The following is a 21,636-nucleotide window of genomic DNA, read 5'->3' as shown; positions in this document are numbered from 1 at the left end:
GTCACACATGGGACTTGAAGAGAAGCTGCCGAGCGGCTTTTTGCTGACCACTGTCGAGCAGGCCGCGGGCTGGGTGCGGAAATCCTCGGTCTTCCCTGCGACCTTCGGGCTGGCCTGCTGCGCCATCGAGATGATGACCACCGGCGCCGGGCGCTACGACCTCGCCCGCTTCGGCATGGAGGTCTTCCGCGGCTCGCCGCGACAGGCGGATCTGATGATCGTGGCCGGCCGGGTCAGCCAGAAGATGGCGCCCGTGCTGCGGCAGGTCTATGACCAGATGCCGAACCCGAAGTGGGTGATTTCCATGGGGGTTTGCGCCTCGTCGGGCGGAATGTTCAATAACTATGCGATTGTGCAGGGCGTCGACCACATTGTTCCCGTTGACATTTATTTGCCGGGTTGCCCGCCGCGTCCCGAGATGCTGATGGACGCCATTCTCAAGCTCCACCAGAAGATCCAGGACACCAAGCTCGGGGTCCATCAGGAGCAGGCCGCCCGTGAGGCGGAGGAAGCGGCACTCAAGGCGCTGCCGCTGATCGAGATGAAGGGGCTGCTGCGGTGAGTGAGCAGAAGAACCCCGAGCGTCCCGAGCCGGAGGGCCCGGACGAGGCGGTGCCCGCGCAGCGCGAGGACACCGGCGAGGCGATCGCCACCCGCCGCGGCATGTTCGGCGCCAACAACGGCGGGGACACCACCGGCTACGGCGGCCTCGTCCGCACGGTCCGGCTGCCCGGCGCGGCCCAGCGGCCGTACGGCGGACCGCGCGGCAGGGGTGGGGGCACCTCCCGGTCGAGCGGAGCCGAGAGTGGGGGAGGCTACGGGGAGTTCGACGAGATCGCCGACGAGCTGGAGGGCGCCCTCGACGAACAGGGGCTGGTCCCCGAGAACGTCATCGAGAAGACCGTCGTGGACCGCGACGAGCTGACCTTCCACATCGAGCGCGGCCATCTGCCGGCCGTCGCCAGGATCCTGCGGGACGACCCGGCGCTGCGCTTCGAGCTGTGCACGGGGGTGAGCGGAGTGCACTTCCCCGGCGACAAGGGCCGTGAGCTGCACGCCGTCTACCACCTGCGCTCGATCACCCATAACCGGCTGATCCGGCTGGAGGTCTCCGCCCCGGACGCCGACCCGCATGTGCCCTCGCTCGTGGAGGTCTATCCGACCAACGACTGGCACGAGCGAGAGACCTACGACTTCTTCGGAATCGTCTTCGACGGCCACCCGGCGCTGACCCGGATCATGATGCCGGACGACTGGCAGGGCTTCCCGCAGCGCAAGGACTACCCGCTCGGCGGCATCCCCGTCGAGTACAAGGGCGCCCGGATTCCGGCTCCCGACCAGCGGAGGTCGTACAGCTGATGACTACTGCACCGCACTCCCACTCCTCGTCCGGCCACCGCACCTCCAGCGACTTCGACACCCAGGAGTCCCTGGCCCGCGAGACCACCGAGGGGACCGTCTACAACGTCTCCGGTGGCGACTGGGACGAGATCGCCGCGGCCGCCGTGAAGGCCGACGACGAGCGGATCATCGTCAACATGGGGCCGCAGCACCCGTCCACCCACGGGGTGCTCCGGCTGATCCTGGAGATCGACGGCGAGACCGTCACCGAGGCCCGCTGCGGGATCGGCTATCTGCACACCGGCATCGAGAAGAACCTCGAATTCCGGACCTGGACGCAGGGCACCACCTTCGTGACGCGGATGGATTACCTGACGCCCTTCTTCAACGAGACGGCCTACTGCCTGGCCGTGGAGAAGCTGCTGGGCATCACCGACCAGATTCCCGACCGGGCCTCGGTCATCCGCGTGCTGCTGATGGAGCTCAACCGGATGTCCTCCCACCTCGTGGCCATCGCCACCGGCGGGATGGAACTGGGCGCCACCACGATCATGATCTACGGCTTCCGCGACCGTGAGCTCATCCTCGACCTCTACGAGCTGATCACTGGCCTCCGGATGAACCACGCCTACATCCGGCCCGGCGGCCTCGCCCAGGACCTGCCCCCGGGCGCGGTCGACCAGGTGCGTGAGTTCGTCAAGAAGATGCGGAAGAACATCGGCGAGTACGACAAGCTCGCCACCGGCAACCCGGTCTTCAAGGGCCGGATGGAAGGCATCGGCTATCTCGACCTGGCCGGCTGCATGGCCACCGGCGCCACCGGGCCCATCGTGCGCTCCGCCGGACTGCCGCACGATCTGCGCAAGACTCAGCCGTACTGCGGCTACGAGGACTACGACTTCGAGGTGCCGACCGCCGACACCTGCGACTCCTACGGCCGGTTCCTGATCCGGCTGGAGGAGATGCGCCAGTCGCTGCGGATCGTCGAGCAGTGCCTGGACCGGCTGGCGCCCGGCCCGGTGATGGTCGCGGACAAGAAGATCGCCTGGCCCGCCCAACTGGCCCTCGGCCCGGACGGCCTGGGCAACTCCCTCGACCACATCAAGAAGATCATGGGCACCTCGATGGAGGCCCTGATCCACCACTTCAAGCTGGTGACCGAGGGCTTCCGGGTCCCGCCGGGGCAGGCCTACGCGGCCGTCGAGTCACCCAAGGGCGAGCTGGGCGTGCACGCGGTCAGCGACGGCGGCACCCGCCCCTACCGGGTGCACTTCCGCGACCCCTCCTTCACCAACCTTCAGGCCATGGCGGCGATGTGCGAAGGCGGCCAGGTCGCCGACGTCATCGTCGCCGTCGCGTCCATCGACCCCGTGATGGGAGGCGTCGACCGGTGAACGCCACTCCGGCAAACCAGGACGTGCAGCTGGGGATGCCCGCGCTCCCCGCCCCCGATTACCCGGCGGACGTACGGGCCCGGCTGGAGACGGACGCCAAGGAGGTGATCGCCCGCTACCCCGGCTCGCGGTCGGCGCTGCTGCCGCTGCTGCACCTCGTGCAGGCCGAGGAAGGGCATGTCACCCGTACCGGCATCCGCTTCTGCGCCGAGATGCTCGACCTCACCACCGCCGAGGTCACCGCCGTCTCGACCTTCTACTCCATGTACCGCCGCAAGAGCAGCGGGGACTACCAGGTCGGGGTCTGCACCAACACGCTGTGCGCGGTGATGGGCGGCGACGCCATCTTCGCCGAGCTCAAGGAGCACCTCGGCGTCGGCAACGGCGAGACCACCGGGGACGGCGCGGTCACCCTCGAACACATCGAGTGCAACGCGGCCTGCGACTTCGCCCCGGTCGTGATGGTCAACTGGGAGTTCTTCGACAACCAGACGCCGGAGACCGCCCGGCAGCTGGTCGACGACCTGCGGGCCGGCCGGACCGTCGAGCCCACCCGCGGTGCGCCGCTGTGCACGTTCAAGGAGACGGCCCGGATGCTCGCCGGCTTCCCGGACGAGCGGCCGGGCGCCGTCGAGGCCACCGGCGGCGCCGGCCCCGCCTCGCTGATCGGGCTGCGGCTGGCCAGGGGCGAGGCCGCTCCCGGCCGCGGCGCCGACCATGTCGTCTCCCCGCGCACCACGGCCGACAGTGCGCCCTCCGACGAGCCCCCGTCCGGCCACCCCGCGGAGGAGGCGCCCGCCGGCCACCCCAGCTCCCATGACGCACCGCAGGAGACCTCGGCCTCCGATGAGCAGCACCCGTCCGGTCCCACAGCAGAGGAGGGGGAGTGATGACAGTGGCAGCCGAACACGGGGGTGCCTCCCGGCGCGAGACCGGCGGGGACCACCCCGAGAAGCTTCTGACGCCCGTCCTGTCCGCCTTCTGGGACCAGTCCGCGTCCTGGACGCTGGAGACCTACCGCCGGCACGAGGGCTACGAGGGACTGCGCAAGGCACTGGCGATGCCCCCGGACGACGTCATCGCCTACATCAAGGACTCCGGGCTGCGCGGCCGCGGCGGCGCGGGCTTCCCCACCGGGATGAAGTGGCAGTTCATCCCGCAGGGCGACGGCAAACCGCACTATCTCGTCGTCAACGCCGATGAGTCCGAGCCCGGGACCTGCAAGGACATCCCGCTGCTCTTCGCGAACCCGCACTCCCTCATCGAGGGCATCGTGATCGCCTGCCATGCGATCCGGTCGAACCACGCGTTCATCTATCTGCGCGGCGAGGTCGTGCCCGTCCTGCGGCGGCTGCACGAGGCGGTGCGCGAGGCCTATGCGGCGGGCTTCCTCGGGAAGAACATCCTGGGCTCGGGGCTCGACCTGGACGTGATCGTGCACGCGGGCGCGGGCGCGTACATCTGCGGTGAGGAGACCGCGCTGCTCGACTCGCTGGAGGGCCGTCGCGGACAGCCCCGGCTGCGTCCTCCCTTCCCGGCGGTGGCGGGCCTGTACGCCTGCCCCACTGTCGTGAACAACGTGGAGTCCATCGCCTCGGTTCCCGCGATCATGAACCGGGGCAAGGACTGGTTCCGCTCGATGGGCAGCGAGAAGTCCCCGGGCTTCACGCTCTACTCGCTCAGCGGCCATGTGGCCAACCCGGGCCAGTACGAGGCCCCGTTGGGCATCACCCTGCGCCAGCTGCTGGACATGAGCGGCGGGATGCGCCGTGGCCACCGGCTGAAGTTCTGGACGCCGGGCGGCTCGTCCACGCCGATGTTCACCGACGAGCATCTCGATGTCCCCCTCGACTACGAGGGCGTCGGCGCGGCCGGCTCGATGCTCGGGACCAAGGCGCTCCAGTGCTTCGACGAGACCACCTGTGTGGTCCGGGCGGTCACCCGCTGGACCGAGTTCTACGCGCACGAGTCCTGCGGCAAGTGCACGCCCTGCCGTGAAGGGACGTACTGGCTGGTGCAGTTGCTGCGCGACATCGAGGCGGGCAAGGGGCGGCCGGGCGACCTCGACAAGATCGACGACATCGCCGACAACATCAACGGCAAGTCGTTCTGCGCCCTCGGCGACGGCGCCGCCTCGCCGATCTTCTCCTCGCTCAAGTACTTCCGCGAGGAGTACGAGCAGCACCTCAACGGCAGGGGCTGCCCCTTCGACCCGGCCAGGTCGACCCTCTGGGCCGACAACGACGCTCACCTGGGGGTGAAGGCATGACCGTCACGACCACGGGGTCGGACAGCGGCTCCGCCGCCCGTCCCTCGGGGGGCGGCGAGGCAGCGATCCCGCCGGAGGACCTCGTCACCCTGACGATCGACGGCATCGAGATCTCCGTCCCCAAGGGGACGCTGGTCATCCGCGCCGCCGAACTCCTCGGCATCGAGATCCCGCGCTTCTGCGACCATCCGCTGCTGGACCCGGCGGGCGCCTGCCGGCAGTGCATCGTCGAGGTCGAGGGCCAGCGCAAGCCGATGGCCTCCTGCACCATCACCTGCACCGACGGCATGGTGGTCAAGTCGCAGCTGACCTCCCCGGTGGCCGAGAAGGCCCAGCGCGGGGTGATGGAGCTGCTGCTGATCAACCACCCGCTGGACTGCCCGGTCTGCGACAAGGGCGGTGAGTGCCCGCTCCAGAACCAGGCGATGCAGGTCGGCGACCCGGAGTCGCGCTTCGAGGGCCGGAAGCGGACGTTCGAGAAGCCGGTGCCGATCTCCACACAGGTGCTGCTGGACCGTGAGCGCTGTGTGCTCTGCGCGCGCTGCACCCGCTTCAGCAACCAGATCGCCGGCGACCCGATGATCGAACTCGTCGAGCGCGGCGCCCTCCAGCAGGTCGGCACCGGAGAGGGCGACCCCTTCCAGTCGTACTTCTCCGGCAACACCATCCAGATCTGCCCGGTCGGGGCGCTCACCTCCGCCGCGTACCGCTTCCGCTCCCGCCCGTTCGACCTGGTCTCCTCGCCGTCGGTGTGCGAGCACTGCGCGGGCGGCTGCGCGACCCGTACGGACCACCGGCGCGGCAAGGTCATGCGGCGGCTGGCGGCCGACGACCCCGAGGTCAACGAGGAGTGGATCTGCGACAAGGGGCGGTTCGCCTTCCGGTACGCGCAGCAGCGCGACCGGCTGGAGCACCCCCTCGTGCGCAACCCGGAGTCCGGCGAACTGGAGCCGGCGAGCTGGCCCGCTGCCCTGGAGGCGGCGGCCCGCGGGCTGGCCGCGGCCAAGGGGCGCACCGGCGTACTGACCGGCGGCCGGCTGACCGTCGAGGACGCCTACGCCTACGCCAAGTTCGCCCGGATCGCGCTGGGCACCAACGACATCGATTTCCGGGCCCGGGTGCACAGCGCCGAGGAAGCCGACTTCCTGGCGTCCCGGGTCGCCGGCCGCGGCCGTGACCTGGACGGCGGGGGTGTCACGTACACCGCGCTGGAGAAGGCGCCGGCCGTACTGCTGGCCGGTATCGAGGCCGAAGAGGAGGCCCCGGGCGTCTTCCTGCGGCTGCGCAAGGCGCACCGCAGGAGCGGACAGCGCACCTACGGGCTGGCCGCCTACGCCTCGCGCGGACTGATCAAGGCGGGCGGCACGCTGCTGCCGGCCGCACCCGGTACCGAGACCGAATGGCTGGACGCGCTCGCGGGCGGGGTCGGCCTGGAGGGCGAGGGCCGTACCGCGGCCGAGGCGCTGCGGGCCGAGGGTTCGGTGATCGTCGTCGGTGAGCGGCTGGCGGCGGCGCCCGGCGCGCTGACCGCCGCGCTCCGCGTGGCGTCGGCCACCGGGGCCCGCCTGGTGTGGATCCCGCGGCGGGCCGGTGAGCGCGGCGCCGTCGAGGCGGGGGCGCTGCCGGGACTGCTGCCGGGTGGCCGGCCGGCCACCGATCCGCGGGCCCGCGACGAGGTCGCCGCCGCCTGGGGCGTGGCCGCACTGCCGCACCGGCACGGCCGGGACACCGGCCAGATCATCGAGGCCGCGGCGACCGGCGAGCTCAGTGCGCTCCTGGTGGCGGGCGTCGAGATCGCCGACCTGCCGGACCCGGCCGGCGCACTGGCCGCGCTGGACCAGGTCGGCTTCCTGGTCAGTCTGGAGCTGCGGCCCTCGCAGGTCACCGAACGGGCGGATGTGGTCTTCCCGGTGGCGGCCGTGGTGGAGAAGGCCGGGACGTTCCTCAACTGGGAGGGCCGGGCGCGGCTGTTCGAGGCCGCGCTCAAACCGGACCAGATGACCCGCCGGCATCTGCTGCCGGACTCCCGGGTGCTGCACATGCTCGCCGACGCCCTCGACGTCCATCTGGCGCTGCCGGATCTCCGTTCCGTACGCCGCGAACTGGACCGGCTCGGCGGCTGGGACGGCCCGTACGCGGGCGAGCCCGCGGAGACCGGGCGGGCGCTGCCCCGCCCCGACAGCGGGGAGGCCGTCCTCGCGGGCCATCGGCTCCTGCTGGACCAGGGGCGGCTCCAGGAAGGCGACCCGGCGCTGGCCGGTACCCGCCACCCCGCGGTCGCCCGGCTGTCGGAGACCACCGCGCAGGAGACCGGGGTCAAGGACGGCGATCTGCTGGCGGTCACCGGGCCGGCCGGCGCGGTCCGGCTGCCGCTCCAGGTCACGCCGATGCCCGACCGGGTGGTGTGGCTGCCGCTCAACTCCACGGGCGGTGGGGTCGCCGCCGATACCGGGGCCCGCCCCGGTGACCTGGTGAAGATCTCCGCCGCCCCGGGCACCCCGGAGCAGCCCGAGGAGGTGGACGCATGATGCAGCTCGATCAACTCGCCGCCGCCGGCAGCACGCTGGCCCAGGAAGACCTGTCGATGTTCGGCCGCGACCCGTGGTGGCTCGTCCTCATCAAGGCGGTCTTCTGCTTCGCGTTCCTGATGCTGACGGTGCTGTTCTCGATCGTCTGGGAACGCAAGGTCGTCGCCTGGATGCAGCTGCGCATCGGCCCCAACCGGCACGGTCCCTGGGGGATGCTCCAGTCCCTCGCCGACGGCATCAAGCTGATGCTGAAGGAGGATCTGGTCGTCAAGCGGGCCGACAAGGTGGTCTATCTCCTCGCGCCGGTCGTGGCGGCCATCCCGGCCTTCATGGCGATCGCGGTGATCCCCTTCGGGCCCGCGGGCAACGAGATCTCGATCTTCGGTGTCCGCACCCCGATGCAGCTGACGGACCTCCCGATCGGCATCCTCTACATCCTGGCCACGGCCTCGGTCGGCATCTACGGCATCGTGCTGGCGGGCTGGTCCTCCGGCTCGACCTATCCGCTGCTCGGCGGGCTGCGCTCGTGCGCGCAGATGATCTCGTACGAGATCGCGATGGGGATGTCGTTCGCGGCGGTGTTCCTCTACAGCGGGTCGATGTCGACGTCGACCATCGTGGAGTCGCAGCAGAACCGGTGGTACATCCTGCTGCTGCCGGTGTCGTTCATCATCTACATCGTCGCGATGGTGGGTGAGACCAACCGCGCGCCGTTCGACATGCCGGAGTCCGAGGGCGACCTCGTCGGCGGCTTCAACACCGAGTACTCGTCCATCAAGTTCGCGATGTTCATGCTCGCCGAGTACATCAACATGGTGACCGTCTCGGCCGTCGCGATCACCCTCTTCCTGGGCGGCTGGCGGGCTCCCTGGCCGATCTCGACCTTCTGGGAAGGCGCGAACCACGGCTGGTGGCCGCTGCTCTGGTTCACCCTCAAGGTGCAGCTGCTGCTGTTCTTCTTCATCTGGCTGCGCGGCACCCTTCCGCGGGTGCGCTACGACCAGTTCATGAAGCTGGGCTGGAAGGTCCTCATCCCGGTCTCGCTGGTCTGGCTGATGCTGGTCGCCACCGTCCGGGCGCTGAAGAACGAGGGCTACGACTTCTCCCAGATCGTGCTGTACGTCGCCGGCGGCGCTGTTCTGCTGCTGCTGATCTCCCTGCTCGTGGACTTCTTCCGGCGCGCCGAGGTGGCGGAGGAGACGGACGGCGACGGGGCCTTCGACCCGATGGCGGGCGGCTTCCCCGTGCCACCGCTGCCCGGACAGAGCCTGCCGCCGGTGCCGCGCCGCAGGCCGCGCCGGGAGCGGGAGCTGATTGTCAGTGGCGGGGCGGACACTGTCAGTGACGGAATCGGAAACGACGGAAAGGGGGGCGACGGTGCCTGAGTTCCAGAACCCCGTGGCCGGCTTCGGCGTGACCTTCAAGGCCATGTTCAAGAAGCGGCTGACCGAGCAGTATCCGGAGGAGAAGAAGCCGACGGCGCCGCGTTTCCACGGCCGCCACCAGCTCAACCGCCATCCGGACGGGCTGGAGAAGTGCATCGGCTGCGAGCTGTGCGCCTGGGCCTGCCCGGCGGACGCGATCTACGTCGAGGGCGCGGACAACACCGACGAGGAGCGCTACTCCCCGGGCGAGCGCTACGGCCGCGTCTACCAGATCAACTATCTGCGCTGCATCCTGTGCGGCCTGTGCGTGGAGGCCTGTCCGACCCGCGCGCTGACCATGACCAATGAGTACGAACTCGCCGACAGGTCCCGTGAATCGCTCATCTACACCAAGGAAGAGCTGCTCGCGGGCCTGGAGGAGACCATGGTCGACAGCCCGCATGCGATCTACCCCGGCATGACGGAGAAGGACTACTACCAGGGCCTGGTGACCGAGGCCGCGCCGGGGACGGTCCGTCAGACCGCCACCTCCAAGGGCGAGAAGACCGACGAGAACCCGCAGGCGAAGGGGGCGCACGCATGACCGGCCTCGCCGCCGCGGCCTCCATGACCTCCACGGGGGAGGCCGTGCAGTTCTGGATCCTGGGCAGTGTCGCCGTCATCGGCGCGCTGTGCACGATCCTGATGAAGCGCGCGGTGCACAGCGCACTGTCGCTCGCCGGGACCATGATCGTCCTGGCGGTCTTCTACCTCGCCAACGGCGCCTACTTCCTCGGCGTCGTCCAGATCGTCGTCTATACGGGCGCGATCATGATGCTGTTCCTGTTCGTCGTCATGCTCGTCGGTGTCACCGCCGCGGACTCCCTCAAGGAGACGCTCAAGGGGCAGCGCTGGCTCGCCGCCGCGGCGGGCCTCGGCTTCGGCATCCTGCTGATCGCCGGGATCGGCAACGCCTCGCTGAAGCAGTTCAACGGCCTGGGCGAGGCCAACGCCGGCGGCAATGTGCAGGGCCTGGCGGCGCTCATCTTCACCAAGTACGTCTTCGCCTTCGAAGTCACCGGCGCGCTGCTGATCACGGCAGCCGTCGGCGCGATGGTGCTCACCCACCGGGAGCGCACGGAGCGCGCCAAGACGCAGCGTGAGCAGTCCGAGGCCCGGATCCGCGAGGGCAAGCAGGTACCGCCGCTGCCCGCCCCCGGCGTCTACGCCCGGCACAACGCCGTCGACATTCCGGGGCTGCTGCCCGACGGCACCGTGTCCGAGCTCAGCGTCAACCCGACGCTGCGGGAGCGCGGTCAGATCCGCGATGTCTCCGGAGCGTCGCTCGCCGAACTGAAGGCGCTGGAGCGGCGCTCCGAGGACTGGCTGGGCCGGGGCTCCGAGGACGAGCCCGGCCCGTCGTCGTCCGGTGGCGCGCCGTCGGCGGAGCACAAGGAGGGGGCCAAGAAATGAACCCGGTCTACTACCTCTATCTCGCCGCCCTGTTGTTCACCATCGGCGCGGCCGGGGTGCTGATCAGGCGGAACGCCATCGTGGTGTTCATGTGCATCGAGCTGATGCTCAACGCCTGCAATCTCGCCTTCGTCACCTTCTCGCGGATGCACGGGAATCTGGACGGCCAGATCATCGCCTTCTTCACGATGGTCGTCGCCGCGGCCGAGGTCGTGGTCGGTCTGGCGATCATCGTGTCGATCTTCCGCACCCGTCATACGGCCTCGGTCGACGACGCCAGCCTGATGAAGCTGTAAGGGGTCGCACAAAGTGGAGAACTTGATCGCGCTGCTTGTCGCGGCACCGCTGGTCGGTGCGGCCCTGCTGCTGTGCGGCGGCAACCGACTCGACCGCACCGGCCACTTGATCGGCACGCTGTTCTCGGTGGCATCGTTCGCCCTCGGGGTGGCGCTCTTCGCCGACATGCTCGGCAGAGGCGCCGAGGACCGTGCCCTGCATCAGCATCTGTTCAGCTGGATCCCGGTCGGCGGCTTCCAGGCCGACGTCGCGTTCCAGCTCGACCAGCTGTCCATGACGTTCGTCCTGCTGATCACCGGTGTCGGCTCGCTGATCCACATCTATTCGATCGGCTATATGGAGCACGACGAGCGGCGCCGCCGCTTCTTCGGCTACCTCAATCTCTTCCTCGCGGCGATGCTGCTGCTCGTCCTCGCCGACAACTACCTTCTGCTGTACGTCGGCTGGGAGGGCGTCGGCCTCGCCTCGTACCTGCTCATCGGGTTCTGGCAGCACAAGCCGAGCGCGGCCACCGCGGCCAAGAAGGCGTTCCTGGTCAACCGCGTCGGCGATATGGGCCTGTCCATCGCGATCATGCTGATGTTCACGACGTTCGGGACCTTCGCCTTCGGCCCGGTGCTCGCCGCCACCGGCACGATGACATCAGGCGCTGCCGCGCCGGGCTCCGAGGGCAAGCTGACCGCCATCGGGCTGATGCTGCTGCTGGCCGCCTGCGGTAAGTCGGCGCAGGTACCGCTCCAGTCCTGGCTCGGTGACGCGATGGAGGGCCCGACCCCGGTCTCGGCCCTGATCCACGCCGCCACGATGGTCACCGCCGGCGTGTATCTGATCACCCGCTCCGGGGCGATCTTCAACGCCGCGCCGACCGCCCAGCTGGCGGTCGTCGTGGTCGGTGCGGTCACGCTCCTCTTCGGTGCGATCGTCGGTTGCGCCAAGGACGACATCAAGAAGGCGCTGGCCGGTTCGACGATGTCGCAGATCGGCTACATGATCATGGCCGCCGGTCTCGGCCCGATCGGCTACGCCTTCGCGATCATGCACCTGGTCACCCACGGCTTCTTCAAGGCGGGCCTCTTCCTCGGCGCCGGTTCCGTGATGCACGGGATGAACGACGAGGTGGACATGCGCCGTTACGGCGGTCTGCGGAAGTACATGCCGGTCACCTTCGTCACCTTCGGCCTCGGCTATCTGGCGATCATCGGCTTCCCCGGTCTGTCCGGCTTCTTCTCCAAGGACAAGATCATCGAAGCGGCGTTCGCCAAGGGCGGCACCGAGGGCTGGATCCTCGGCGGCGCGGCCCTGCTGGGCGCGGCGATCACCGCGTTCTACATGACGCGGGTGATGCTGATGACGTTCTTCGGGGAGAAGCGCTGGAACCCCGACGAGGTGCATCCGCACGAGTCGCCGAAGGTCATGACGCTCCCGATGATCGTGCTGGCCGTCGGATCGGTCTTCGCGGGCGGGCTGTTCAGCGTCAACGAGGCCTTTGTGAAGTGGCTGGAGCCGGTCACCTCGTTCGCGCACGGCCACTCTCCGGTCAGCGCCACCACGGTCACCGCCGCGACGATGGTGGTGCTGCTCATCGGTGTCGGTATCGCCTGGCTGATGTACGGCCGCAAGCCGGTGCCGGTGCTGGCCCCGCGCGGTTCGCTGCTGACCCGGGCCGCCCGCCGCGATCTGCTCCAGGACGACTTCAACCACATCGTCTTCGTACGCGGCGGCGAAGAGCTCACCGGCACCCTCGTCCAGCTGGACCGCACCGTCGTGGACGGCGCGGTCAACGGCACGGCGGCGTCGATGGGCGGGCTCTCCGGCCTGCTGCGCCGGTTGCAGACCGGATTCGTCCGTTCGTACGCGGTCCAGATGCTGGGCGGCGCCGCCGTTCTCGTCGCCGCGACCCTGCTGATGAGGGGTGTCTGAGCCATGTCATTTCCCCTGCTGACGGCGGTGGCCGCGGTCCCGGCGGTCGGTGCGATCGCCACCGCCGCGCTGCCCGCCGCCAAGCGCACCGCGGCCAAATGGCTCGCGCTGGTGTTCTCGCTGCTCACCTTCGCGCTGGCGCTGGTCGTCGCGTTCCGCTTCGATCCGGGTGCGAAGGGCCCCTTCCAGCTCACCGAGTCGCATGCCTGGATCAGCGACTTCGGCGTCCGCTACGAACTCGGCGTGGACGGCATCGCGGTCGCCCTGATCGCGCTGACCACCCTGCTGATCCCCTTCATCATCCTGGCCGGCTGGCATGACGCCGACCCCCTGGAAGAGGCCACGCCCAACCGGCGCTGGCGGCCCACCCAGGGCTTCTTCGCGCTGATCCTGGCCGTCGAGGCGATGGTGGTCCTCTCCTTCGAGGCCACTGATGTCTTCCTCTTCTACATCTTCTTCGAAGCCATGCTGATCCCGATGTACTTCCTCATCGGCGGCTTCGGGGACCGGGCGGGCGGGGACGGCGAGGACCAGGCCGCGAGCCGGCGCTCGTACGCCGCGGTGAAGTTCCTGCTGTACAACCTCGCCGGCGGACTGATCATGCTGGCCGCGGTGATCGGGCTGTACGCCGTCACCGCCGACCAGCTCGGCACCGGCACGTTCTCGCTCCAGCAGATCGTCGAGGCCCGGGCGGCCGGCAAGCTCGACATCGGCACCGGCACCGAGCGGCTGCTCTTCCTCGGCTTCTTCTTCGCGTTCGCGGTGAAGGCGCCGCTGTGGCCGCTGCACACCTGGCTGCCGGGCGCCATGGGGGAGTCCACCGCACCGGTCGCGGTGCTGATCACCGCGGTGGTCGACAAGGTCGGCACGTTCGCGATGCTCCGCTTCTGCCTCCAGCTCTTCCCGGAGGCCAGCAGCTGGGCGACGCCCGCCATCCTGGTGCTCGCCCTGATCAGCGTGCTCTACGGCGCGCTGCTGGCGGTCGCCCAGCGGGACATCAAGCGGCTGATCGCCTATGCCTCGATCTCCCACTTCGGCTTCATCATCCTGGGCATCTTCGCGATGACGTCCCAGGGCCAGAGCGGCGCGACGCTTTACATGGTCAACCACGGCATCTCGACCGCCGCGCTGATGCTGGTGGCCGGCTTCCTGATCAGCCGCCGCGGCTCCCGGCTCATCGCGGACTACGGCGGCGTCCAGAAGGTCGCCCCGGTCCTCGCCGGTACGTTCCTCATCGGCGGTCTGGCCACCCTGTCGCTGCCCGGTCTGGCGCCGTTCGTCAGCGAATTCCTGGTCCTGGTCGGCACGTTCAGCCGCTATCCGGTGATCGGCATCATCGCCACCCTCGGCATCGTCCTCGCCGCGCTGTACGTCCTCGTGCTCTACCAGCGGACGATGACCGGGCCGGTGAAGACCGAGGTGCGCAGCATGCCCGACCTCCGGGTGCGGGAGCTGCTGGTGGTGGCGCCGCTGGTGGCGCTGCTGCTCTTCCTCGGGGTCTATCCGAAGCCGCTCACCGACCTCGTGAATCCGGCGGTCGGCCACACCCTGTCCGTCGTGGACAAGAAGGACCCCAAGCCCACTGTGCAGGTGGACGCCGGGCCCGGTGGAGGCCGGGCCGGCCAGGCCGTGCAGGATCAAGACCGGGAGGCCGCGAAGTGAGTTCCGTGGCAAGTGTCCACAGCCTGTGGACGGTGGCGCACGGCGCACCGGGCAAGATCCCGGCGCCGCACATCGAGTACGCCCAGCTGTCGCCGACGCTGATCGTCCTGGGCGCGGCGGTGCTCGGCGTCGTCGTCGAGGCGTTCGTGCCGCGCCGGCACCGCTACTACTCCCAGCTGCTGCTGACCGTGGTGGCGCTGGCCGCCGCGTTCGCCGCGGTGATCGGGCTGGCGGCCGGCGGCTTCGGCTCGGCCAAGGCGCATATCGCCGCCATGGGCGCCCTCGCCGTCGACGGGCCCGCACTGTTCCTCCAGGGCACCATCCTGCTGGTGTCCCTGGTCGCGGTCTTCACGTTCGCCGAGCGGCGGCTCGATCCGGCGGCGCACGGCAAGCGCGTGGACTCCTTCGCCGCGCAGCCCGCGGCCGTCCCCGGCGGTGCCGCCGAACAGGCCGCGGTCAAGGCGGGGTTCACCACCACCGAGGTCTTCCCGATCGCGCTCTTCGCGGTCGGCGGCATGCTGGTCTTCCCGGCGGCCAATGACCTGCTGACCCTCTTCATCGCGCTGGAGGTCTTCTCCCTCCCGCTGTACATCCTGTGTGCGCTGGCCCGCCGCCAGCGGCTGCTGTCGCAGGAGGCCGCGGTGAAGTACTTCCTCCTCGGCGCCTTCTCGTCCGCCTTCCTGCTGTTCGGCGTGGCCCTGCTGTACGGCTACGCGGGCACGGTCACCTACGCCGGGATCGCCGAGGTGATCTCGGACGGTGCCAAGCAGATCGATCCGGCGCTGGCCGGCACGATGGGCAATGACGCGCTGCTGCTGATCGGCGCCGCGCTGGTGCTGATGGGGCTGCTGTTCAAGGTCGGCGCGGTCCCGTTCCACATGTGGACCCCGGACGTCTACCAGGGCGCCCCGACCCCGGTGACGGGCTTCATGGCGGCCGCCACCAAGGTCGCGGCCTTCGGTGCGCTGCTGCGGCTGCTGTACGTCGTCCTGCCGGGCATGCGCTGGGACTGGCAGCCGGTGATGTGGGGCGTCGCGATCATCACGATGCTGGGTGGGGCGATCGTCGCCATCACCCAGACCGACATCAAGCGGCTGCTGGCCTACTCCTCCATCGCGCACGCCGGCTTCATCCTCGCCGGTGTCATCGCCACCAGCGAGGAGGGCATCTCCTCGGTGCTCTTCTACCTCGCCGCCTACTCCTTCGTGACCCTCGGTGCCTTCGCCGTCGTCACCCTGGTCCGGGACGCCGGCGGGGAGGCCACCCAGCTGTCCAAGTGGGCCGGGCTCGGCCGGCGTTCGCCGCTGGTGGCCGCGGTCTTCGCGGTCTTCCTGCTGGCCTTCGCGGGCATCCCGCTGACCTCCGGGTTCGCCGGAAAGTTCGCGGTCTTCAAGGCGGCGGCGCAGAGCGGCGCGGGCTGGCTGGTGGTGGTCGGTGTGCTCTCGTCGGCCATCGCCGCGTTCTTCTACATCCGCGTCATCGTGCTGATGTTCTTCCAGGAGCCCAAGGCGGACGGCCCGACCGTCGCGGTGCCCAGTCCCCTGACGACCACGGCCATCGCCATCGGCGTCGCGGTCACCCTGGTGCTCGGCCTGGCGCCGCAGTACTTCCTCGATCTGGCCGGCCAGGCCGGGGTCTTCGTGCGCTGACCACGGCGGCGCGGTACGGCAACGGCCGCCGCCCGGAGCCCTCGGGGGGTTCCGGGCGGCGGCCGTTTGCGTGGCGGGGCGGTCAGCTCTTGGGCATCCCGCTCGGCATCTCCGGCATGTCGGGGATCTTCACGCTGCCGTCGGTGGACTTGGTGTACTTCTCGGTGGGGCCGTTCTTCCAGTCGACGGTCAGGGTCTTGCCGTCCGCGCCGGGCTTGAGGGTGCCCATGGTGCGGGTGGTGTCCCCGTCCGTGCACTTGAGCGCGGCCATGGTCATCCCGGCCATCTCCTGGACCTTGCCCAGACAGGCGGCCTTGTGGCCGTTGCTGAACGCGACGGTGCCCTTGGTGACCACCAGGATCAGCTGGTTGCTCTTCGGGCCGGACTTCCAGGCCCCCTCGAACGCGGCGGGGTCCGCGGGCTTGTCGCCGCCTTCCGGAGCCGACGGCGCGTCCGGCGACTTGCTCGGCGTGCTGTCCTTGCCGCTGTCGTTGCCGCCGCTGCTTCCGCAGCCGCTGAGCAGCATCGCGGCGATGGCTGCCGCCCCGGCGATCTGCGCTGCCTTGCGCACGTACGTCTCCTCCGTTGTGGGACCAGGAGACGTGAGGCTAGCAGCGGGCCCGGCAGCCGTCCGAGCCGTCGCCCGGTTTGCGGCAGCGCCGGTACGGAGTTGGTGTGCGGCTGTGACGTGGGAGCGCCGGTGAGGCGGAGGAAGGGATGCCCCGGGGGGCTCGGCCGGGCCGGGCCCGGTTCGGCCCGGCCCGGTCCGGGCTCAGGGGGAGGCCGCGTTCGCCCCCGCCTCCTTGTCCTGGCGGACCGCGCGCTGCACCGCACGGGCCGTCCAGAACTCGCCCGCGAACCGCTTCATCTCGCGGCGCACGGGCCGGTGGCCGCGGCCGGTCAGCAGCCGGCGGTCCAGATCGGTCGCCGAGGCCAGCGCGGCCAGCAGCCGGCCCCGGCGGTCCGGGAACCCGGCGTCGAGCGCCCCGGCGAAGCGGTCCCGGGCCGGGCCGGTGAGGTCCACCGCCCCGGCCGGGAAGCGCTCGTACGGGAACAGGCCCAGGGCACGCCGGGTCGTCCGGCGCAATGCGCCGCGCTGCTCCAGCCGGCGCACACACAGCTCCTGGACCGGCCGGCCGGTCCGGCGCACCCAGCGCTCCGCCGTGATACCCCGGCCCCGCTTGTCCGGGCCGGGCAGCGCCGCCAGCGCGCCGTCCAGCACCGGATCGCCCAGCGGCAGGGGGTTGAGGACCGTGATCCGGTCGCCGCCGCCGACGGTGAGCCGCCCGGCCTCCTCCAGATCGGCCAGCACCGCACCGGCCACTCCGTACCGCAGGTACCTGGCGTTGGTCAGGAACCCGCCGCGGTCCGGTTCGAGGGCGAGCAGCAGCAGCTCCTCCGGGAGGGTGAGCGGTGCGCCGTTCATCCCGTGGGCAGGATGCGGCCGGTGACCTCGCCCAGGCCGATGCGGGCGCCGTCGGGGCCGGGCGCCCAGGCGGTGAGGGTGACCTCGTCGCCGTCCTGGAGGTAGGGGCCCTTGCCCTGGGTGAGTTCCAGCAGGCAGCCGAGCTGGTCGGGGTCGGGCCCGGAGACGGTGCCGGAGGCGAACAGATCGCCGGTGCGCAGCGAGGCGCCGTTGACGGTCATATGGGCGAGCTGCTGGGCGGCCGTCCAGTACATGGCGGAGAACGGCGGCCGGGAGACCGTCTCGCCGTTGATCCGCACCTCGATACGGATGTCGATGCCGCCCGGCTCCGCACCCGCGTCGTCGAGGTAGGGCAGCAGCGGGAAGTCCCGGGCGGGCGGCGCCGTACGGGCCTCGTCGAGGGCGTCGAGCGGGGTGATCCAGGCGGAGACGGAGGTGGCGAAGGACTTGCCGAGGAACGGGCCGAGCGGCACGTACTCCCAGGCCTGGATGTCGCGGGCGGACCAGTCGTTGAGGAGGCAGACGCCGAAGACATGGTCGCGGAACGCGCCCAGTCCGACCGGTTCGTGGAGCGTGGAGGGCGCCCCGACGACGAAGCCGACCTCGGCCTCGATGTCGAGACGGAGGGACGGGCCGAAGGTGGGTGCCTCGTCCGCGGGGGCCTTGCGCTGGCCGCTGGGCCGTACGACCGGGGTGCCGGTGACGACCACGGTGCCCGCCCGGCCGTGGTAACCGATCGGCAGATGCTTCCAGTTGGGGGTCAGCGCCGCGTCGTTCGGACGGAAGATCCGGCCGACGTTGGTGGCGTGGTGTTCGCTGGCATAGAAGTCGACATAGTCGGCGACCTCGAAGGGGAGGTGCAGCGTGACCTCTGCCAGCGGATGGAACAGCGGCGCCACTTCGCCGCGGTGCGCGGGGTCGGTCACGGCGCTGTGGACGGCCGCGCGGATCTGCCGCCATACGGGACGGCCCGCGGCCAGCAGTGGGTTGAGGGTCGGTGCCGTGAGCAGTTCGGCGTGCGGATGGATGGCGGCGGGCAGCGCGCTCGGCAGGGCGCTCAGATCGAGGACGCTGTCGCCGTAGCGGACGCCGAGGCGGCGCCGGTCGGGCGCGTCGGCGGTGCTGAAGACGCCGTAGGGGAGGTTGTGCGGGCCGAAGGGATCGCCTTCCGCCAGGTCGAACGGGCTCTGCTCGGGCATGGACAGCTCCTCGCGTGCGTCGTCGCCGGTGGGCGGCCGGGGCCTGGTCGGCCCGCGGGCCGTGGGGCCGACGATCAGATTACGGCCGGGCGGTGATCAGCGGGGCGGTCTCGGGGCGCGCGGGCGCGGAGGCGTACGCAGACGGTGGGCGGTGGCGCGGTGCGCTGCGCCCCACGCATCGGTCATGTCGGGAAAAGCCTTGCCGCACCGCGCAATTCGGGCCTAACTTCCTTGCCTGACCGGCGGGAGGACGGCGCCACCGGGCGGGAGGGGCCGGACCGGCGGGTGACGGGGCTGTTGCTCCCCCTCGCCGAAGAGGCGGCCGGGCGGCCGTTCTTCACGCGAGGGAGGACCGAAGTGAGCACTCCGGTAGCGGTCATCGGGGCCGGTCCGTACGGGCTGTCGGCGGCCGCGCATCTACGGGCGCACGGCCTGCCGGTGCGGGTCTTCGGGCAGCCGATGGCGAGCTGGCGCACGGGGATGCCCGCGGGCATGCTGCTCACCTCGGCGCCCGCGGCCTCCGGCATCGGCGTCCCGCAGCCCGGCCACACCCTCGGCGACTTCTGCGCGGCGACGGGGGAGGGGCCCTACGTCACCGACCGGGACCTCGTCCCCGTGGAGACCTTCGTGCGGTACGGGCAGTGGGTGCAGCAGCTGCTGGTCCCCGGGCTGGAGCAGGTCCGGGTGGTGTCGGTCGACCGGCGGGCCGACGGCTTCGAGCTGAAGCTGGACAGCGGTGAGCAGGTCGGCGCGCGGGCGGTGGTCGTCGCCTCCGGCCTGACCGGGCTGGCGCAGCTGCCGCCGGAACTGGCCGCCGCGCTCCCGGACGGCCCGTCCGCCACCGGGCCGGTCTCGCACAGCTCCCAGCACCGCGATCTGTCCGCGCTGGCCGGCCGGGACGTGGTCGTGATCGGCGCCGGGCAGTCGGCGCTGGAGAGCGCGGTGCTGCTCACCGAGGCGGGCGCGGCGGCCGTACGGGTGGTGGCGCGCGGCCATGGCGCGGTGGGCTTCGGCGCGCCGCCGGACCACCGGCCGCGGAGGCGCCCGTCCTTGCCGTTCGGCGCCTGGCCCCGGCATGCGCCGGCGTACCGCGCCGGTGCCTTCCGGCGGCTGCCGGTGCCCGCCCGGCGGTATCTGGGGCGCCGGGTGCCCGTCCCACGGGGGGCGTGGTGGCTGCGGGAGCGCTTCACCGACCGGGTGCGGGTGACGCAGGGGCGCCGGATCGTACGGGCCACGGTCCGCGACGGCCGCCCCGTACTGGCGCTGCGTGGCGCCGACGGGCACGGTGGGGAGGTCGTCGCCGACCATGTGCTGGCCGCGACCGGCTACCGGATGGATCTGGCGGCGCTGGACTTCCTGGGAGCGGGGCTGCGCACCGGGATCGTGGTGCGGGCCGGCGGTCCGCTGCTGGACGGCGGCTTCGGCTCGTCCGTGCCGGGGCTGTATTTCACGGGGCTGCCGGCGGCGGCCTCCTTCGGGCCCGCGATGCGCTTTGTGTGCGGTACGGAGTTCGCCTCGCCGCGGCTGGCCAGGGCGGTGGCGCGGGCGTACGGGTGAGGCGGGGGCGCCCGCACGGGCCCGGCATCCGGACGCCCGGGGCCCGTATGCACGGTGTTCGCCTCAGCCGGCCATGACGGCCGGAGGGTGTCGGCGCGGAAGTCGTCCTGCGCCACGGTGATTTCGCCCGGGGCGGTGACCGGTACGTCCGCCGCCGGGGCGGGGCGGTGACCGGGGCGGGGCTTTCCGGCCATGGCCGGTCCGCAGGGCCTTGCCGGAGCGGAAGCGGACCGGGGATGCTGGCGGTTGCCGGTCCCGCTCTTCCCGTTCGCCGGTCCCGCTCTTCCGCGTCGCAGCGCGTCAACAGTTGATCCGGAACATCCCGGCCGAGGGGTCGCCGTGCTTCCCGGGCGGTTCGGGGGGCGGGCGCTCACGGTGATCGAACTGCGACCGGATACGCTGGCCAATGGTGGAGACAGCGACAGATCGACATTCAGTTTGATCGTCAGCAGACAGGAGTACCCCTCGTGACCGTCGTCGGGCCCTTCGGGCTGAGCGTGCGGGACCAGGCTCTTGAGGCCGATGTCCAGGCCGGGTTGGCGGCTGTCGAGGAGGGCCTGCTGGAGGCCACCAAGAGCGACGTGCCGTTCATCACCGAATCTGCGCAGCATCTCGTGCGCGCGGGCGGCAAGCGGTTCCGGCCGCTGCTGGTGATGCTGGCCGCCCAATTCGGTGACCCCTACAGCCCGGGTGTGGTGCCCTCCGCCGTCGTCGTGGAGCTCACGCACCTGGCGACGCTCTACCACGACGACGTGATGGACGAGGCCGATGTGCGCCGCGGGGTGGCCAGCGCCAACGCCCGCTGGGGCAACTCCGTCGCGGTGCTGACCGGCGACTTCCTGTTCGCCCGCGCTTCGCACATCCTCGCCGACCTCGGGCCCGAGGCGGTCCGGATCCAGGCCGAGGCGTTCGAACGCCTGGTGACCGGCCAGATCCTGGAGACCGCGGGCCCGCGCGACGGCCGGGACCCCATTGACCACTACCTGGACGTGCTCGCGGGCAAGACCGGCTCGCTGGTCGCCGTCGCCTGCCGCTTCGGCGCGATGATGTCGGGCGCCGAGGAGTCGACGGTCAGCATCCTCACCCAGTACGGCGAGCGGCTCGGTACGGCCTTCCAGCTGGCCGACGACGTGCTGGACATCGCCAGCGACTCGCACGAATCGGGCAAGACGCCCGGGACGGACCTGCGCGAGGGCATTCCGACGCTGCCGGTGCTGCGGCTGCGGGCGCGGGCCGAGAGCGCCACCGGTACCCCCGAGGACCGCGCGCTGTGCGAGCTGCTGGCCGGCGACCTCACCGATGACGCCCGGCACGCCGAGGCGCTGGCCGGTCTGCGCGCCCACCCGGCGCTCGAAGAGGCCCGCCGCGACACCGTGCGCTATGCGGAGGAGGCCCGCGCGATGCTGGCGCCGCTGCCCTCGTGCCTGGCCAAGTCGGCCCTTGAGGGGCTCTGCGACGCGGTGGTGCACCGAGCGGGCTGAGACCGCCCGCCGTGCCGGTCCCTGAGGTCTCCCGCCCCGCCTGCCTCTGCGATGTGCCTCCGCACCCTGAGGGCAT

At 70.9% G+C, this 21,636-nt stretch carries 18 protein-coding genes; 15 read left to right on the top strand and 3 right to left on the bottom strand.

The window, feature by feature from the left end:
- Nucleotides 1-7 precede the first annotated feature (7 nt).
- From CP981_RS17850 to nuoN, 13 genes are read left to right on the top strand one after another with little or no spacing between them, the layout of a single operon-like run.
- The gene (locus CP981_RS17850) at nt 8-562 is read left to right on the top strand and encodes a NuoB/complex I 20 kDa subunit family protein (protein WP_042155737.1); all 555 of its coding nucleotides are present in this window, start codon (nt 8-10) and stop codon (nt 560-562) included.
- Nucleotides 559-1,359: an NADH-quinone oxidoreductase subunit C gene (locus CP981_RS17845; RefSeq protein WP_085924397.1), complete on the top strand. Its 801-nt coding sequence runs from the start codon at nt 559-561 to the stop codon at nt 1,357-1,359. The genes CP981_RS17850 and CP981_RS17845 overlap by 4 nt, the downstream gene beginning before the upstream one ends.
- A complete protein-coding gene (locus CP981_RS17840; RefSeq protein WP_244329688.1) occupies nt 1,359-2,735 on the top strand; it encodes an NADH-quinone oxidoreductase subunit D in 1,377 nt (458 codons plus the stop codon). Before CP981_RS17845 ends, CP981_RS17840 begins: the two co-directional genes overlap by 1 nt.
- On the top strand, nt 2,732-3,625 hold the full coding sequence (gene nuoE, locus CP981_RS17835) for an NADH-quinone oxidoreductase subunit NuoE (RefSeq protein ID WP_425282137.1): 894 nt from the start codon (nt 2,732-2,734) through the stop codon (nt 3,623-3,625). Before CP981_RS17840 ends, nuoE begins: the two co-directional genes overlap by 4 nt.
- Nucleotides 3,622-5,004 (top strand): NADH-quinone oxidoreductase subunit NuoF, encoded by a 1,383-nt coding sequence (gene nuoF, locus CP981_RS17830; RefSeq protein ID WP_371874005.1) that lies wholly within the window; start codon nt 3,622-3,624, stop codon nt 5,002-5,004. The genes nuoE and nuoF overlap by 4 nt, the downstream gene beginning before the upstream one ends.
- A complete protein-coding gene (locus tag CP981_RS17825) occupies nt 5,001-7,532 on the top strand; it encodes an NADH-quinone oxidoreductase subunit G (RefSeq protein WP_085924399.1) in 2,532 nt (843 codons plus the stop codon). Before nuoF ends, CP981_RS17825 begins: the two co-directional genes overlap by 4 nt.
- Complete coding sequence (gene nuoH / locus CP981_RS17820; protein ID WP_085924400.1) at nt 7,529-8,917, top strand: NADH-quinone oxidoreductase subunit NuoH; 1,389 nt, start codon at nt 7,529-7,531, stop codon at nt 8,915-8,917. Before CP981_RS17825 ends, nuoH begins: the two co-directional genes overlap by 4 nt.
- The gene (gene nuoI, locus CP981_RS17815) at nt 8,910-9,500 is read left to right on the top strand and encodes an NADH-quinone oxidoreductase subunit NuoI (RefSeq protein ID WP_229893832.1); all 591 of its coding nucleotides are present in this window, start codon (nt 8,910-8,912) and stop codon (nt 9,498-9,500) included. The genes nuoH and nuoI overlap by 8 nt, the downstream gene beginning before the upstream one ends.
- Nucleotides 9,497-10,369: an NADH-quinone oxidoreductase subunit J gene (locus CP981_RS17810; protein ID WP_085924402.1), complete on the top strand. Its 873-nt coding sequence runs from the start codon at nt 9,497-9,499 to the stop codon at nt 10,367-10,369. Before nuoI ends, CP981_RS17810 begins: the two co-directional genes overlap by 4 nt.
- Complete coding sequence (gene nuoK / locus CP981_RS17805; RefSeq protein ID WP_018090964.1) at nt 10,366-10,665, top strand: NADH-quinone oxidoreductase subunit NuoK; 300 nt, start codon at nt 10,366-10,368, stop codon at nt 10,663-10,665. The genes CP981_RS17810 and nuoK overlap by 4 nt, the downstream gene beginning before the upstream one ends.
- Nucleotides 10,666-10,678: 13 nt before the next feature.
- A complete protein-coding gene (nuoL, locus tag CP981_RS17800) occupies nt 10,679-12,586 on the top strand; it encodes an NADH-quinone oxidoreductase subunit L (protein WP_085924403.1) in 1,908 nt (635 codons plus the stop codon).
- Nucleotides 12,587-12,589: 3 nt separating this feature from the next.
- Nucleotides 12,590-14,248, top strand: coding sequence for an NADH-quinone oxidoreductase subunit M (locus tag CP981_RS17795; protein ID WP_085924404.1), 1,659 nt, complete (start codon nt 12,590-12,592; stop codon nt 14,246-14,248).
- Nucleotides 14,245-15,897 (top strand): NADH-quinone oxidoreductase subunit NuoN, encoded by a 1,653-nt coding sequence (gene nuoN, locus CP981_RS17790; protein ID WP_085924405.1) that lies wholly within the window; start codon nt 14,245-14,247, stop codon nt 15,895-15,897. The genes CP981_RS17795 and nuoN overlap by 4 nt, the downstream gene beginning before the upstream one ends.
- Nucleotides 15,898-15,979: 82 nt before the next feature.
- Here nuoN and CP981_RS17785 read toward each other — a convergent pair whose 3' ends face one another.
- The 3 genes from CP981_RS17785 to fahA all read right to left on the bottom strand — a co-directional run bounded on the left by CP981_RS17785 (nt 15,980) and on the right by fahA (nt 18,522).
- The gene (locus CP981_RS17785) at nt 15,980-16,468 is read right to left on the bottom strand and encodes a hypothetical protein (protein WP_085924406.1); all 489 of its coding nucleotides are present in this window, start codon (nt 16,466-16,468) and stop codon (nt 15,980-15,982) included.
- A gap of 201 nt (nt 16,469-16,669) precedes the next feature.
- Complete coding sequence (locus CP981_RS17780; protein ID WP_085924407.1) at nt 16,670-17,323, bottom strand: GOLPH3/VPS74 family protein; 654 nt, start codon at nt 17,321-17,323, stop codon at nt 16,670-16,672.
- The gene (gene fahA / locus CP981_RS17775; RefSeq protein ID WP_085924408.1) at nt 17,320-18,522 is read right to left on the bottom strand and encodes a fumarylacetoacetase; all 1,203 of its coding nucleotides are present in this window, start codon (nt 18,520-18,522) and stop codon (nt 17,320-17,322) included. The genes CP981_RS17780 and fahA overlap by 4 nt, the downstream gene beginning before the upstream one ends.
- A 357-nt stretch (nt 18,523-18,879) precedes the next feature.
- Here fahA and CP981_RS17770 point away from each other — a divergent pair, with 357 nt between their 5' ends.
- Together CP981_RS17770 and CP981_RS17765 are read left to right on the top strand one after the other, a co-directional pair.
- A complete protein-coding gene (locus CP981_RS17770) occupies nt 18,880-20,079 on the top strand; it encodes an FAD-dependent oxidoreductase (RefSeq protein ID WP_085924409.1) in 1,200 nt (399 codons plus the stop codon).
- A 467-nt stretch (nt 20,080-20,546) separates the two neighbouring features.
- Complete coding sequence (locus CP981_RS17765) at nt 20,547-21,560, top strand: polyprenyl synthetase family protein (RefSeq protein WP_085924410.1); 1,014 nt, start codon at nt 20,547-20,549, stop codon at nt 21,558-21,560.
- The last annotated feature ends 76 nt before the right edge of the window (nt 21,561-21,636 follow it).

This window comes from Streptomyces platensis (genome assembly GCF_008704855.1).
GTDB lineage: Bacteria > Actinomycetota > Actinomycetes > Streptomycetales > Streptomycetaceae > Streptomyces > Streptomyces platensis.
This window is presented reverse-complemented; position numbering and strand designations above follow the sequence as displayed.